This window comes from Actinokineospora sp. UV203 (assembly GCF_056323665.1).
This window is the reverse complement of record NZ_CM150484.1, coordinates 5,175,034-5,189,360: the sequence shown is the minus strand read 5'-3', so window position 1 is coordinate 5,189,360 and position 14,327 is coordinate 5,175,034. Positions and strand designations below refer to the sequence as shown.

General features: G+C 70.0%; 13 protein-coding genes. 10 read left to right on the top strand and 3 right to left on the bottom strand.

Annotated features, from left to right (window positions below; genetic code table 11):
* Positions 1 to 3: 3 nt before the first annotated feature.
* Complete coding sequence (locus ACUZ2Y_RS24960; protein WP_476323122.1) at positions 4 to 1,617, bottom strand: carboxyl transferase domain-containing protein; 1,614 nt, start codon at positions 1,615 to 1,617, stop codon at positions 4 to 6.
* A gap of 133 nt (positions 1,618 to 1,750) precedes the next feature.
* Positions 1,751 to 2,539, bottom strand: a complete 789-nt coding sequence (locus ACUZ2Y_RS24955) for an SGNH/GDSL hydrolase family protein (protein WP_476323119.1) — start codon at positions 2,537 to 2,539, stop codon at positions 1,751 to 1,753.
* 164 nt (positions 2,540 to 2,703) lie between these two features.
* Between ACUZ2Y_RS24955 and ACUZ2Y_RS24950 the strand changes: the two genes are divergently transcribed.
* Positions 2,704 to 3,294: an SACE_7040 family transcriptional regulator gene (locus ACUZ2Y_RS24950; protein WP_476323116.1), complete on the top strand. Its 591-nt coding sequence runs from the start codon at positions 2,704 to 2,706 to the stop codon at positions 3,292 to 3,294.
* 7 nt (positions 3,295 to 3,301) lie between these two features.
* On the opposite strand, the gene ACUZ2Y_RS24945 is transcribed toward ACUZ2Y_RS24950, so the two are convergent.
* On the bottom strand, positions 3,302 to 4,174 hold the full coding sequence (locus tag ACUZ2Y_RS24945; RefSeq protein ID WP_476323113.1) for a GNAT family N-acetyltransferase: 873 nt from the start codon (positions 4,172 to 4,174) through the stop codon (positions 3,302 to 3,304).
* A 119-nt stretch (positions 4,175 to 4,293) separates the two neighbouring features.
* On the opposite strand from ACUZ2Y_RS24945, the gene ACUZ2Y_RS24940 reads away from it, so the two are divergent.
* From ACUZ2Y_RS24940 to ACUZ2Y_RS24900, 9 genes are all read left to right on the top strand, one after another.
* Entirely contained in the window at positions 4,294 to 5,007 is a 714-nt protein-coding gene (locus ACUZ2Y_RS24940) for a FadR/GntR family transcriptional regulator (RefSeq protein WP_476323110.1), read from the top strand.
* Positions 5,004 to 5,678, top strand: a complete 675-nt coding sequence (locus ACUZ2Y_RS24935; protein ID WP_476323107.1) for a sterol desaturase family protein — start codon at positions 5,004 to 5,006, stop codon at positions 5,676 to 5,678. The genes ACUZ2Y_RS24940 and ACUZ2Y_RS24935 overlap by 4 nt, the downstream gene beginning before the upstream one ends.
* A gap of 43 nt (positions 5,679 to 5,721) precedes the next feature.
* Positions 5,722 to 6,534, top strand: coding sequence for an SAM-dependent methyltransferase (locus ACUZ2Y_RS24930; protein ID WP_476323105.1), 813 nt, complete (start codon positions 5,722 to 5,724; stop codon positions 6,532 to 6,534).
* A gap of 10 nt (positions 6,535 to 6,544) precedes the next feature.
* Entirely contained in the window at positions 6,545 to 8,593 is a 2,049-nt protein-coding gene (locus ACUZ2Y_RS24925; protein WP_476323102.1) for a diguanylate cyclase domain-containing protein, read from the top strand.
* Positions 8,594 to 8,642: 49 nt separating this feature from the next.
* Complete coding sequence (locus ACUZ2Y_RS24920) at positions 8,643 to 9,146, top strand: hypothetical protein (RefSeq protein WP_476323099.1); 504 nt, start codon at positions 8,643 to 8,645, stop codon at positions 9,144 to 9,146.
* Positions 9,147 to 9,228: 82 nt separating this feature from the next.
* On the top strand, positions 9,229 to 10,089 hold the full coding sequence (locus ACUZ2Y_RS24915) for an SGNH/GDSL hydrolase family protein (RefSeq protein ID WP_476323096.1): 861 nt from the start codon (positions 9,229 to 9,231) through the stop codon (positions 10,087 to 10,089).
* Between the two features lie 173 nt (positions 10,090 to 10,262).
* On the top strand, positions 10,263 to 11,813 hold the full coding sequence (locus ACUZ2Y_RS24910) for a PucR family transcriptional regulator (protein ID WP_476323093.1): 1,551 nt from the start codon (positions 10,263 to 10,265) through the stop codon (positions 11,811 to 11,813).
* A 115-nt stretch (positions 11,814 to 11,928) separates the two neighbouring features.
* Complete coding sequence (gene ald / locus ACUZ2Y_RS24905) at positions 11,929 to 13,044, top strand: alanine dehydrogenase (protein ID WP_476323090.1); 1,116 nt, start codon at positions 11,929 to 11,931, stop codon at positions 13,042 to 13,044.
* Positions 13,045 to 13,560: 516 nt separating this feature from the next.
* On the top strand, positions 13,561 to 14,001 hold the full coding sequence (locus tag ACUZ2Y_RS24900; protein WP_476323087.1) for a histidine triad (HIT) protein: 441 nt from the start codon (positions 13,561 to 13,563) through the stop codon (positions 13,999 to 14,001).
* The last annotated feature ends 326 nt before the right edge of the window (positions 14,002 to 14,327 follow it).

Below are 14,327 nucleotides of genomic sequence, written 5' to 3'. Positions count from 1 at the left end.
CACTCACATCCGGAAGACGCCGTAGCCGACAGGGTTCAACGGTGCGTTGGCCGCCGCGGAGAGCGCGAGGCCGAGCACCTGGCGGGTGTCCGCCGGGTCGATCACACCGTCGTCCCACAGCCGGGCCGTGGAGTAATAGGGGTTGCCCTGCTCCTCGTACTGCTGCCGGATCGGCTCCTTGAACGCGTCCTCGTCCTCGGCGGACCACTCCTCGCCGCGCGCCTCGATCTGGTCGCGGCGGACGGTGGACAGCACGGACGCGGCCTGCTCGCCGCCCATGACCGAGATGCGCGCGTTGGGCCACATCCAGAGGAACCGCGGTGAATAAGCGCGGCCGCACATCGAGTAGTTGCCCGCGCCGAACGAGCCGCCGACGACGACCGTGAACTTCGGTACGCGCGCGCACGCGGTCGCCATGACCATCTTCGCGCCGTGCTTGGCGATGCCACCAGCCTCGTAGTCGCGCCCGACCATGAAGCCGGTGATGTTCTGCAGGTACAGCAGCGGGATGCTGCGCTTGTCGCACAGCTCGATGAAGTGCGCGCCCTTCATGGCCGACTCGCTGAACAGCACGCCGTTGTTGGCCACGATGCCGACCGGGTGGCCGTGGATCCGGGCGAACCCGGTGACCAGGGTCGAGCCGTACTCCTTCTTGAACTCGCGGAACCGGCTGCCGTCCACGATGCGGGCGATCACCTCGCGCACGTCATACGGGGTGCGTGAGTCGGTCGGGACGACGCCGTACAGCGTGGCCGGGTCGATCGCGGGCTCCTCGACCGGCGCGACATCCCACGGGCGCGGGGCGCGCGGGCCGAGTGTGCTGACGATCGAGCGGACGATGCGCAGCGCGTGGGCGTCGTCGTCGGCGAGGTGGTCGGTGACGCCGGAGGTGCGCGAGTGCACGTCGCCGCCGCCGAGGTCCTCCGCGGAGACGACCTCACCGGTCGCGGCCTTCACCAGCGGCGGGCCGCCGAGGAAGATCGTGCCCTGGTTGCGCACGATCACGGCCTCGTCGCTCATCGCGGGGACGTACGCGCCGCCCGCGGTGCACGAGCCGAGGACCGCGGCGATCTGCGGGATGCCCTGGGCGGACATGGTGGCCTGGTTGAAGAAGATCCGGCCGAAGTGGTCGCGGTCGGGGAAGACGTCGTCCTGCTTGGGCAGGAACGCGCCGCCCGAGTCGACCAGGTAGACGCACGGCAGGTTGTTCTGCAGCGCGACTTCCTGCGCGCGCAGGTGCTTCTTGACCGTCATCGGGTAGTAGGTGCCGCCCTTGACGGTGGCGTCGTTGGTGACGATCACGCACTCGCGGCCGGACACCCGCCCGACGCCGGTGATGACGCCCGCGGCGGGGGCGTCGTCGCCATACATCCCGGTGGCGGCGAGCGGCGAGAGTTCCAAAAACGGGGACCCTGGGTCGACCAGCGAGTCGACCCGGTCGCGCGGGAGGAGCTTGCCCCGCTCGACGTGGCGCGTGCGGGCCTTCTCGGGTCCGCCGAGCGCCGCCGTGCCGAGGCGTTCCCGCAGGTCGTCGACGAGCACCCGGTGCTCTTTGACGTTGCGCTGGAAAGCCTCGTCGGCGGGATCGGCGGCGCTGCGCAGGACGGGCGCGTCCATCTCAGATCCTCGCGATCGCATGTTAGTCACCGTTAACTATGCGACCAATGTTAGCGCTCGCTAACGTCCGCGTCCACCCATGGCGAAGGCCACCCCCTACCGGGGGTGGCCTTCGCGGAGTTCAAGCCGGGAATCAGCCGGTCACGGCCCGCACGGCGGCGTAGTAGCCACCGCTCTGACCAGCCACGTTCGGGTGATAGGACTCTTCGACCGGCCAGGCCCAGCTGTTGATCCAGCGGGTCCCGGAGGCACAGATCTCATGCCCGGCGAAGGCGGTGCGACCGTCGACGAAGGTGAAGCCTATGGCGGCCGCGCGACCCCGGGTGACGTCGGCCAGCACGTCGGCCGACTGGTTGATGGCGGAGCGCTTGGTCTCGCTCAGACCCGCGTAGCAGTAACCGGGGACCTTGTACATGCGCGGATAGCCGACCACGAGCACCCGGGCGTTGGGCGCCCGGGTGCGGATCTGGGAGTACACCGAGTCCAGCTTCGCGGGCAGCTGCGTACGCGCGTAGTCCTGCGCCTCCTGGTTGCGCTGCACGCAGGTGGAGTCGGAACCGAAGTTGCAGTCGGTCATGACACTGGCGAAGCCAGCGTCGTTGCCGCCGACGGAGATGGTGACCAGGGCGGTGTCGGAGGTGACCGCGCCGATCTGGTTGGCCAGCACGTCGCCGGTGCGGGCGCCGGAGCAGGCGACGAAGGAGAAGGAGGACGGGGCGTGGGAGTTGGCCCAGAGCTGGGGGTACGCGTTCGAACTGCGCTTGCACGAACCGCTCGTGCCGTAGCTGCCCGCGCCCAACCCCGAGGAGTAGGAGTCGCCGAGCGCCACGTACTTGCCGGTCGCGGCCGATGCGGGCACCGCGAGACCGGCCATGGATAACAGGGTGAGCAGAGTGATCACTAGGGACTTGGGGACACGCATGCCTAACCTCCGCCGTTGGAGGGGGATTCCCGACAAGTCATGACTACCAGCGACCAACCGCATACGGAACTGCTCGGTAACTTATTAAGGGTTGCCACTTTCACCAGCAGACTGCGAACGCCAGGCGTTAGCGGTCGCTAACCGCCCTGCAATACGATGAGTCCGTGTCCCCAGCAGCCGAACCAGCGAAAACCGGCCCCAGCCGCCGTGAGCAGATCTTGGCCGCCGCGGCGGAACTGTTCGCCCGGCACGGTTTTCACGGCGTCGGCATCGACGACATCGGCTCCGCCGTCGGCATCTCCGGGCCCGCGCTCTACCGGCACTTCCGGTCGAAGGACGCGATGCTCGGCGAGATGCTGACCTCGATCTCCGAAGTGCTGCTCGAAGGCGGGCTCGCCCGGGTCAGCTCGGCGGCGGGTGCGCAGGAGGCACTGGGCGACCTGGTGCGGTTCCACGTCGACTTCGCGCTGGACAACCCGGCGCTGATCACGGTGCAGGAGCGCAACCTCGGCAACCTGACCGACCCCGATCGGCGCAAGGTCCGCGCCTTGCAGCGCCGCTATGTCGAGGCCTGGGTCGAAGTCATCCGCGACGCCGTCCCCGCCATCCCCGAACCCACCGCCCGCGCCGCCGCGCACGCGGTGTTCGGGCTGATCAACTCCACCCCGCACAGCAGGCACCTCGACCGCGACCAGATGGCCGACTTGCTGACCGCGATGGCCCTCACCGCCCTGATCCACACGCCGACCGCGTGACCAACCCCTAGTGCGAAGCGTCCCGGGATAGGTCCCGGATCTCGGGGAGTTGCTGGAAGCCCGCTGACTTGTAGGTGGCGACGGCGCCGCCATTGGAGCTCGGGGTGCTGACGATCGCGCTCGACGAGCCCAACTCCTGGAGTGCGGCCGCCGCGCCGACGGTGATCGCCTTGCCGTAGCCGTGACCCCGGTGGTCCCGGTGCACACCCATCGGCTCGAGCAACCCGGGCTTCCCCGGACCGGCAGACCACACCGTCACCGCCGCCACCGCGTCGCCATGGTCGTCGTACGCGACCAGACACCGGGCGTCGGCGTACGGCGGTCCCGCCGCCATCGCGTGCCAGCGCTCGTCGGTGAACGTCGACCCGTCGAACGATGCCCGCTGCAGGGCGGTCCGCACATGCGCCCGCTTCGGTCCGATCACCTCGATCCGCACGCCTGGGTCCTTCACCGGCTCCGTGAGATCGCGGCGCAGCGGCGTCCACGGTTCGTCGGCGTTCCAGCCGTCCTCGAACAGCAGGTCTTGGACCAGTGCGCCCCTTGGTGCCTCGATATACACCTTCCCCGCTATCAGCACGCCACGCTCCGGCTCGGTCACGTCCTCGACCAGCTGCCGCGCCAGCTCCTCGTCCCGCAGGGCGTCTGGCGCGATCGTCAGCCGCAACAGCTCGGGACCGTCCAGCAGCCCGACGGCGAGAATCCGTCCGTCCCGGCTCCAGGTCCGGACCGCCGAGGCCGTCGCCTCCGCACCGAACCGCCAGAACCAGCCCAGGTCCCCCGGATGCGGCTGCATCGGCGCCCCGTCGTGCTGCCACTCCCGCAGCACGCCCACAGCCTCGATCAGCCCGTCGACGCCCGGCCTGCCCAGCACAATCGCCATGCACCCGATCACACACCACCGCACCGACAGCCTGCACCCGGTTTTCGACAGACCGACCAGGCCGAGAAATTGGTAAGACCACTTGACCTCTGACCGATTCGTCTTCTACCGTCCTCGACATGGAATTCCAGCCCGTGGCCCGGAGGTCGGTTCCGGACGAGGTGTTCGCACAGATGCTGCACGCGGTGATCGACGGCAGCGTCGCGGCGGGCGAGTCCCTGCCCAGCGAGCGCGCGCTGGCCGAGGTGCTCGGGGTGTCGCGGCCCGCGGTTCGCGAAGCACTGCAACGGATGTCGCAAGCCGGACTGGTCGACGTCCGCCAGGGCGACGGCACGGTCGTGCGCGACTTCCGGCGCAGCGCGGGCCTGGACCTGCTGCCGCGCCTGCTGCTGCGCGGTGAGACGGTCGACCTCGCCGTGGTGCGCGACATCCTCGACGCCCGGCTGCTCATCGGCCCCGAGGTGGCCGCCCTGGCCGCCGCGCGCGCGGGCGACCGCCTGGCCCGACCGCTGTCGGACGTGATCGCCGCGCTCGCCACGACCGAGGACCCGGTGGCGTCGCAGCGGCACGCGCTCGCGTTCTGGGACCACCTGGTCGACGGCGCCGACTCGATCGTCTTCCGGCTGGTGTTCAACAGCCTCCGCGCCGCCTACGAACCCGCGCTCGACCTCCTCGGCCCGCTGATGGCCGCCGAGGTGTCACGCACCGACGCGTACCGCGCTCTCGCCGACGCGGTCACCGAAGCCGATCCCGAGCGCGCGCGCTCGGCCGCGCTCGACCTCCTGAGCCCGGCCACCGAGGCGTTCCTGACCGTCATCAAGGAGCTGACATGAGCCGAAGGCAGGTGTCCCTGGCGGACTGCGCGCGGGAGTTCGCACGCCACCCTTCACCGTGGTTGATCGGCGGCACGCTCCTCGCCGCCATTGTCGCCCGTGTCGCGGTCGGCGACTGGTGGCTTAGCGACACCCTGCTGCCGTTCATCATGCTCGCCGTGTTCCCGTTCTTCGAGTGGACGGTGCACGTCTGCGTCCTGCACTGGCGCCCCCGCAAGATCGCCGCGGTGACCATCGATCCGCTGCTCGCGCGTAGGCACCGCGAACACCACGCCGATCCGCGCGATGTCCCGTTGGTCTTCATCCCGTGGCCGGTCCTCATGTGGCTGCTGCCGGTGATCACCGTGATCGCCCTCACCGCGTTCGGCCGGGTCGCGTTGGGCCTCACGTTCCTGTGTTTCGTGGCGGCCCTCGGGCTCGTCTACGAGTGGGCCCACTACCTGATCCACAGCGACTACCTGCCGAAATCCCGGCTGTACCGCGCGGTGTGGCGCAACCACCGACTCCACCACTTCAAGAACGAGCACTACTGGTTCACCGTCACCACCTCGGGTACAGCCGATCGGGTCATGCGCACCTACCCCGATCCGCGTACCGTCACGAACTCGCCCTCCGTCAAGGATTTGCACAACACCTCGCGCGATCCACTGTCGGATCCCCTGGTCGGGTGAGTAATCTCTACGGGTCACCAAGCGATCGCGGAGAGTGGGTGTCGTGGCCGAATCGACGACGACGTGGGTGCCCGAGGGCATCGACCTGGACAGACCAAGCGCAGCACGGCTCTATGACTACCTCCTAGGCGGCGGTCACAACTTCGCCCATGACCGGGAACTGGCTCACCGGTTCCTGCAGGCGCAGCCGCACGCCAGGGAGATCGCCCGGCACAACCGGTCCTTCCTCCGCCGGAGCGTGCTGTTCATGATCGAGAACGGCATCCGGCAGTTCCTCGACCTCGGCTCCGGCATCCCGACAGTCGGCAACGTGCACGAGATCGCGCACAACGCCGACCCCGCGTGCCGGGTCGTCTACGTCGACTACGAGGAAGTCGCCTGCGCGCACAGCAACCTGATGCTGGCAAGCAACCCCAACGCGACGATCGTGCAGGCCGACCTGACCGTCCCGGAGGACGTGCTGGCCGCGACGCGAGGCACTGGGCTGCTCGACTTCGACCAGCCGATCGGCGTGATCATGGCCGGGGTGTTCCACTTCGTGCCCGCCGCGAAGGACCCGAAGCGGATCATCGGGCGCTACCGCGATGCCACGGCCGACGGCAGCATGCTGGCGTTCTCGCAGTTCACCCGCGATCTGATGCCGGAGGAGATGGACCGCGTCGTCGAGGTCATGAAGTCCAGCCGCGACCCGATGTTCCCCCGCACCCGCGAAGAGATCATCGACCTGTTCGACGGCTACGAGATCGTCGAGCCGGGCATCGTCCCCACCGCGCTGTGGCGCCCGGACGTGGGCCTGGACGACGGCCAGGACCCGAACATGGCGGGCATCCTCGCAGGCGTGGGACGCAAGCACTGAGACGGATGTGATGGCCGAGCCCACCGCGCGCGTCCGAACGGACCAGGACACCCTGGTCCGTTCGTGGCTGCGCGCGGTGGCGGCCACGGCCTACGTGCCGCGGACGTCGCAGGAGATCACCGCCGACCTCGCCGAGATGGTCGACACGCTCGTCGCCGCGATGGCGGCCGAGCCGTTCGACACCACGCCGGGAACCGACGTCGGCGAGCGGATGGTGGCCGACGGCCTGATCGGCGAGACCACGCTGCAGCGGTCGGTCGCCGCGCTAGCCGAAGGCCTGCACGGGCCCGCGGACCGGAAGGTGTCGCTCCTCGTCGCGGTGTCCTCCGGCTACGCGAACGCCTTGCGGAACCGGACGCTGGCGCAGCAGGAGAACATGAAGATCGCGCTGCACAGCGCGATGCGGCAGGCCGAACGCGACCGGCGGGCCACCGAGAGCCGGTTCCGCGAGGTGTTCGCCAGTTCCGCCGTCGGTATCGCGATCACCGAGCTGGACGGCCGGTTCGTGGAGACCAACCCGGCCCTGGCCACGATCCTGGCCTGCGAGACCGGCGACTTGGCGGGCCGCTCACTGGCCGAGTTCATCACCAACGAGCCCGACGTCTCGGGCAGCCCGCTCGCGCACCTGCCCGACCGGCAGCGGCTGCGCAGGCTCAACGGCGAGACGGCGTGGGTCTACGCGAAGTCCTCGCTGCTGCCCGACGAGTCCGGCGGGCCCGCCTACCGGGTGACGATGGTCCAGGACCTCAGCGAGCTGCACCTGCTGGGCGACCGGCTCAGCCACCAGCTGCTGCACGACGCGCTCACCGGGGTGGCGAACCGGATCAGCTTCGAGTCGCGGCTGGAGACGATGCACGGGAACGCGGCGCCGACCAGCGCGCTCACCCTGTGCTGCCTCGACCTCGACGCCTTCTCCATGGTCAACACCACCTACGGCCACGAGGTCGGCAACCGGGTGCTGCGCACGGTCGCGCAGCGGCTCGAAGCGGTGGCGGGCGACAAGGCGGTGGTCGCGCGGATCGGCAGCGACGAGTTCGCCGTCCTCGTCTTGGACGCGCCGCCGGTGTCCGAGCTCGTCGACGCGATCAACGCCGAACTCTCCGAGCCGGACTACACCGACGGCGTTGGTCTCGCGATCAGCGCGAGCATCGGGGTCGTGCGGGCCGGTCCGTCGGCGATGTCGAGCGCCGAGCTGTTCCGCGCGGGCGAATCGGCGCTGCGACAGGCGCGTGCGGCGGGCAGGCGGCAGTGGGTCGAGTTCGACCACGACGCCGACAAGCGCGACCGCGCCATCGGGTCCGCGGCGACCGCGCTGCCCGCGGCGTGGGAGAACGGCGAACTGGACCTGCGCTACGACGTCGTCGCCCGGCTGGCCGACCACAAGCCGGTGCGGGTCACGGCGGTGCCCGGCGTCGAGCGACCCGCCGCGGGCATGCCGTCTCCGGCGGACCTGGCGGAGACGACAGGCCTCTCGGTGGCGCTGGGCCCGTGGCTGCTGTCCCGGTCGACCGAGCAGGTCCCGGTGTGGCAGGCGCTGTTCGGATCAGGACCGGTGCACCGGGTGCTGCTCTCCCCGCTGCAGTCGGCCGACGCGGAGCTGTCGGGGGTGATCAACCGGGCCATCGCGGCCACCGGGATCCAGCCGGGGCTGCTGGAGGTCGGGCTGCACACGGGGACGGTCACCTTCAACGGCGACGCCAAGGACAACCTGCGCACCCTCGGCGACATCGGCGTGGTCACCGGCCTGCACGGGTTCGCGGGCGGGCCGCGCGAGATCACCATGGCCGAGCGGTTCAAGGTCGGCGCGGTGCTGCTTGCCGACCCGTTCGAGGGATGGCGGCCGGACTGGCTGCCGCACGACTGCGTCCAGGTCGAGACCGCCCGCGGGTTGATCGACACGATGCACTCGATCGGCGTGTCCGTGGGCGTGCGCGGGGTGCGTGACCTGGCCGAAGCCCGGTGGTGGGCGGAGTTGGGCGCCGACACCGGGGAGGGCCCGGCGTTCGGCCTGGGTTTGTCCGTTGAGGACGTGCTGAGCCGCGTCCGGTCCGCCAAGTGAACGAATCGCCCGGCGTCGATCTCCCCGCGCGCACGCCGGCTGTTGCAGGATGAGGAACGTGGAACCCGACAGCGAGCCGGACCCGAACCGCCGCGAACGTCTCATCGACACCGCGGGCGCGGCTCTGGCCGCCATGCGCGCGGGTGAGGACGACGGCGCGCTCGACCATGTCGCGTCGGCCGTCCAGTCCGCCCCCAACAGCCACGCCGACGCGCGTGAGCTGATGCTGCTGCTGTTCCACGAGTGCAGCGCGATGGTGGCCGAACTCGGCGACGGCGGCTCGGCCCCGGTGAAGATGCAGGTCTATGACGACGACGGCCAGGAAGTCCCGATCGATGAGGCCGACCCCCCGGTCCGCACGGCGGTCCGGACCCTGCTCGCGGAGGTCCACGGCGACCAGGCCGGGGCGAAGGCCCAGATCGAGATCGCTTTGGCCAACGCGGACCCCGACGAGATGGCGGCCCTGATGGTCCAGGCACTGCGGTGGACCCTGCGTCTGTCCGACGAGTGCCTGAGCCGCGACCTGCCGGTGCCCGCCTGGATTCGCGGCTGAGGTCCACAGTGGACTGTCAGGTTGTCCACAGGCCGCGGCGGACCCGTTGACGTGCCCGGATCCGAGGACGACGATTCAAGGCATGCGCCCAGCAGCCTTGGTCCTCATCTTGACGGTGCTCGCCACCTTCACGGTCCCCGCGTCCGCGGCACCGCCCACCAAGGACTACGTGGCCTTGGGCGATTCGTACGCGGCGGGCCCCGGCATCCCGATCCAGAACTCGACCCCTCCGGGCTGCGCCCGCTCCGACCAGAACTACCCCGCGCAACTGGCCCGCTGGCTCAACGTCGACAATTTCCGGGACGTCTCCTGCAGCGGCGCCACCACCGTGCACATGGCCGCTCCCCAACAGGTCTCCGGCGGCCCCAACCCACCCCAATTCGACGCGTTGAGCCCCAAGATCGACCTGGTCACCCTGACCATCGGCGGCAACGACATCGGCTTCGGCGAGATCCTGGCCCGCTGCGGCCAAGAGGGCGCCAAAGACCCCACGGGCAACCCCTGCCAGCGGTACTACACCCAGTCCGGCCGCGACATCCTCGCCGACCGGGTCGCCGCGGTGGCCCCGAAGATCGCCCAGACGCTCGACGGCATCAAGAAGCGGTCGCCCCACGCCAAGATCCTGGTGGTCGGCTACCTGAGAATCCTGCCCCCACACACCGGCTGCTGGCCCGCGGTCCCCTTCGCCGAAGGCGACACCGCCTATTTCGACGGGGTGGAACGCGCCCTCAACGCCACCATCGCCACCACCACCCAGGCGGCAGGCGCCCTCTTCGTCGACCCGTACTACTTCTCCCTCAACCACGACGCCTGCCAACCCCGCGACCGCCGCTGGGTGGAGCCATTACAGCCCGCCAACCCCGCCGCCCCCATCCACCCCAACGCCGCGGGCATGCGCGTGGTGGCAGGCCTCACCTGGGCAACCCACTTATTGACCCGGTGAAAGCCGCAGTGCGCGAACCCACGAAAAGCGCCGCTCGGCGCCCGGACAACTGGCCGCCCTATCCCACCGCCACCCAAGGGGACCGTGACGACACTCGACCACGGCTACCACCAACCGCACCAATCACATGCGAGGGTGACCCAACCTTTGAATTCCGGGGAGGCGGACCAGGCATGATCACCGTGCAAGGAGTCGTGGACCGAGTAGGCCCCACCCTCCTGCGCATAGTCGCCCCACAAGACCCCACGCCCCAAGTAAGCGACGTGATCATCGCCGAAGCGGGCAAACGCACCCAGATAGCCACCGGCGACCTCGTCCTCGGCATCGCGGTCTCCTCAACCGCCGAAGCTGTCGAACTGGTCCGCCACAGCGGCGCCCACGCGGCCGCCGCCGTCCTGCTCAAGCCTCCACACGCCTCCCGCAGCGCCGTCAAGACCGCCGCCCAGCGCGGCGGCACAGCCGTCGTGGAGGTCCATTCCGGCGCCGCATGGGCCCAGCTCGTCTGGCTCCTGCGGTCGGTTCTCGACGCCGCCGCCGACGAGTCCGACTCCTCCGGCACGGTCACCGACGCGGGCCCTTTCGGCGACCTCTTCCGGCTCGCCGACGCGGCCGCCGCCGTCATCGACGCGCCGGTCACGATCGAGGACGCCAACTCCAGGGTCCTCGCGTATTCCGCCAGGCAGGACCGGACCGACCCAGCCCGGGTCTCGACGATCATGGGCAGGCGGGTCCCGGACGATGTCCTGGCCCGGTTCCGCTCCCGCGGTGTGTTCCGCGAACTGAGCCGCGGCCGGACCACGATCTTCGTGCCCGCGCAGCGCGACGGCACGCTTCCCCGGCTGATCGTCCCGATCCGCATGGGCGGGGAACTGCTCGGCTCGATGTGGGCGGTCGTCCCCGGTCCCGTCCCGGACGCGCGGGCCGCCGCGTTCGCCGACACCGCGCCCGTCGTGGCCCTGCACCTGCTGCGGCGGCGGGCGCGCGAAGACAGCGAGCGCAGACGGACCGCGGAACTGGTCCGCTCGGCACTGCAGGGCACCGGCAGCGCGCGTCTCGTCGCCGCGGAGCTGGATCTCGCCCCCGGCACCGCCCACCGGGTCGTGGCGATCGACGTGCAGACCGACGACGCCTTGGGCGGCGAAGGTGTGCGCCTCGCCCTGGTCCAGCGCCTGACCGACGGCATCGGCCGCCGGCCTGCCGTGGCCGACATGCACGGTGTCCTCTACGCCGTCGTCCCCGACCAACCGGGAAACACCGGGTGGACCGAGGTCCGCGCCGCCTTGGCGGCGTCCAGTGGCGCCCTGGTCGCGGCGGGCTCCCCGGTGGACGTGGCCGACCTCGCCCGGTCGCGCACCGAGGCCGACGAAGCACTGAGCCTCCTGCGCGCGGGCCTGGTCGAGGGCCCGGTGGCCGTCCATGACGACGTGTGGGCGGTGCTCGTCCTGCATCGGGCCGCCGTGGCCGCGGCCGGGGTGACCGCGTTCGGGCCGCTGGCCGCGCTCCGCGCCGCCGACGAGGAGTCCGACGGCTGGTACGTCGACACCCTCTACGAGTGGCTCCGCCACCCTGGTGACCCCCGCTCCGCCGCCGCGGCCCTGCGGATCCACCCGAACACCCTGCGGTACCGGATGTCCCGGGTGACCGCCGCGCTCGACGCCGATCTGACGGAGCCCGATGTCCGGCTCGCGCTGCTCACACAGCTAGTAGCCATTCGCTGGGCGTGATGTGCTCGTAGCACAACCGACTCGGGCCGATCTCGTGCTCCCGACACGATGACACCGCTGCACGCGTGTCCGACCGTGGTACGGCACACCCCGAATGGCCAGAGAGGACATCCCGTTGAAGATCGCCGTCCCCCGCGAGATCAAGAACCACGAGTACCGGGTGGCGCTCACGCCAGCGGGTGCCCATGAGCTGACCAGCCGCGGCCACGATGTCTTCGTCGAGACCGGCGCGGGCCTGGGCTCGGCCATCACCGATGAGGAGTACCTGGGCGCGGGGGCGAAGATCCTCGCGACCGCCGACGAGGTGTGGGCCGAGGGCGACCTGGTCCTGAAGGTCAAGGAGCCCATCGCGGTCGAGTACCCGCGGCTGCGCAAGGGCCAGACCCTCTTCACCTACCTGCACCTCGCCGCCGACGAGGCGTTGACGAAGGCCCTGTTGGAGTCGGGCGTCACCGCCATCGCGTACGAGACCGTGCAGACGAGCAACGGCGCGCTGCCGCTGCTGGCGCCGATGTCCGAGGTCGCGGGCAGGCTGGCCCCGCAGGTCGGCGCGTTCGCCCTGATGAAGCCGTCCGGTGGGCGCGGTGTGCTGCCCGGTGGTGTTCCGGGTGTGACCCCGGCGAAGGTCGTCGTCATCGGCGGCGGCGTCGCGGGCGTGAACGCGGCCACCATCGCTCTCGGCATGGGCGCTGAGGTGCAGGTCCTGGATACGAATGTGGACCGGCTGCGCCAGATCGACAACCAGTTCGGTGGCCGGGTCCGCACCGTCGCGTCGAACCGTTACGCCGTCGAGCAGGCCGCCCGCGAGGCGGACTTGGTCATCGGCGCCGTCCTGGTGCCGGGCGCCAAGGCCCCGAAGCTGATCAGCAACGCGCTGGTGGCGGAGATGCAGCCGGGTTCGGTGCTCGTCGACATCGCCATCGACCAGGGCGGCTGCTTCGAGGACTCGCGTCCCACGACACACGCGGACCCGACGTACCCGGTCCACAACTCGATCTTCTACTGCGTCGCGAACATGCCGGGCGCTGTCCCGAGGACGTCGACCTACGCCCTGACCAACGTCACCCTGCCGTACGCGGTGGCATTGGCCGACAAGGGCTGGAAGTCCGCCCTGCGCGACGACGCCGCCCTGGCTTTGGGCCTGAACACCCACGACGGCTTGCTGACCAACGCTCCCGTCGCGACCGCCCACTCCCTCCCCGCCACCTCGCTCGACTCCGTCCTCGCCTGAGCTCTCCCTTGTCCTGGCCGCCTTTAGCTCTCGATCGGCGGCCAGGACGAGGGAGCAGGGGAACCGCAGGGATGGAAGCATCCCCAGGGGTGAACTCGTCCGGCGTTAACACGCAGGCCGCTAGGGCGGCGGGCGCGGCACTACCGACCCCAGCCACCAGCCCACCTCGACCCCCATCCCAGGGGGATCACAGCAATCCCCACGAGCGCGACAAAAGCGCCACCCGCTAGTGGTTTCAGCCGCCCACCGAGCACAGCGATGCAAGATCCCCGACAGGGCTGCCTAGCCGAGCGCACCCGCGAACGCGGCTCCGCAGCGCATCGCCGGCGCAGCGAAGCAAGAACTCCGCACCGACGCACCGTCCGTCAGCGGCAGCGAGTCGAGCAACCGCACCACCTCCGCGCCGAGATGACAGCGCTGTACCGCCCCACCGCAGCTCTCGACGGAGTACGACTCCCCCTGCTTCCTCCTGGTATTCGGTCGAGCTGCGACAACCGTGGCGCATAGTCTGAAGGCATGGCTGGGATCTGTCTGATCTGTGCCAAGCATCGCGGGGAAGGCCCACTGGTCGGTCACCGTGTCTGGGCTGACGAACACGTGATCGTGTCGCACCGGCCGGTGAGAGACGACGGAACGACCGCCCTGGGGTACCTGTTCGTGGAAAGCCGTCGCCACGCCCCGTCGCTGGATGCGCTGACCGAAGTCGAGGCTGGGGCCATCGCCAGAGCAGCCTGGAGGGCGGCCCGTGGGCTCCGGGCTGAGCTCGACCCCGAGTTCGTCTTCTCCGCGATCGTCGGCCGCAGTGTCGCTCACTTCCACCAGCACCTGTTTGTCCGCTACCAAGGCACCCCAGAGCAGTACTCGTGGATGGAAAGCACGGCATGGCCAGGCGCGAAGCGCGGAGGCTTCGACGAGGTTGCCGACCTGTCCGCGCGGTTGGCGCTCCACATGGTTTGAACATGTTCCTTCGCCGAGTAAACGCCCTAGGCGACCGGCTAGTCACCGACAGCACCGTCGTCGGGGCCTCGGCCCCGGTCGTGTTCATTCGCGGCATTCACGCGACGCCTACCCACGCGATCGAGGATCACCGCAACCCGCTCAACGGAGTCAACTCGGATCGCGCCGGCGCGACATCGCCGTAAAGGACGAGAATCCCCGGCGAGCGCTCTGCGCGAGCATGTGGGCGCGGATTTAAGGGCGGCCCGCTCAACCAGCCTGGGGGTCACTGGGAGCGGGCCGCCATCTATAGCTTAGGCATATTCGGTCTTGGGCGCCGCATCGGG

Excerpts from the sequence above, each read along its gene's own strand:
- ACUZ2Y_RS24935 (WP_476323107.1), top strand. The coding sequence starts at position 5,004 with ATGAGCCGAAGGCAGGTGTCCCTGGCGGACTGCGCGCGGGAGTTCGCA.
- ACUZ2Y_RS24900 (WP_476323087.1), top strand. The coding sequence starts at position 13,561 with ATGGCTGGGATCTGTCTGATCTGTGCCAAGCATCGCGGGGAAGGCCCA.
- ACUZ2Y_RS24945 (WP_476323113.1), bottom strand. The coding sequence starts at position 4,174 with ATGGCGATTGTGCTGGGCAGGCCGGGCGTCGACGGGCTGATCGAGGCT.
- ACUZ2Y_RS24960 (WP_476323122.1), bottom strand. The coding sequence starts at position 1,617 with ATGGACGCGCCCGTCCTGCGCAGCGCCGCCGATCCCGCCGACGAGGCT.
- ACUZ2Y_RS24940 (WP_476323110.1), top strand. The coding sequence starts at position 4,294 with ATGGAATTCCAGCCCGTGGCCCGGAGGTCGGTTCCGGACGAGGTGTTC.
- ACUZ2Y_RS24910 (WP_476323093.1), top strand. The coding sequence starts at position 10,263 with ATGATCACCGTGCAAGGAGTCGTGGACCGAGTAGGCCCCACCCTCCTG.
- ACUZ2Y_RS24925 (WP_476323102.1), top strand. The coding sequence starts at position 6,545 with ATGGCCGAGCCCACCGCGCGCGTCCGAACGGACCAGGACACCCTGGTC.
- ACUZ2Y_RS24955 (WP_476323119.1), bottom strand. The coding sequence starts at position 2,539 with ATGCGTGTCCCCAAGTCCCTAGTGATCACTCTGCTCACCCTGTTATCC.
- ACUZ2Y_RS24920 (WP_476323099.1), top strand. The coding sequence starts at position 8,643 with ATGAGGAACGTGGAACCCGACAGCGAGCCGGACCCGAACCGCCGCGAA.
- ACUZ2Y_RS24915 (WP_476323096.1), top strand. The coding sequence starts at position 9,229 with ATGCGCCCAGCAGCCTTGGTCCTCATCTTGACGGTGCTCGCCACCTTC.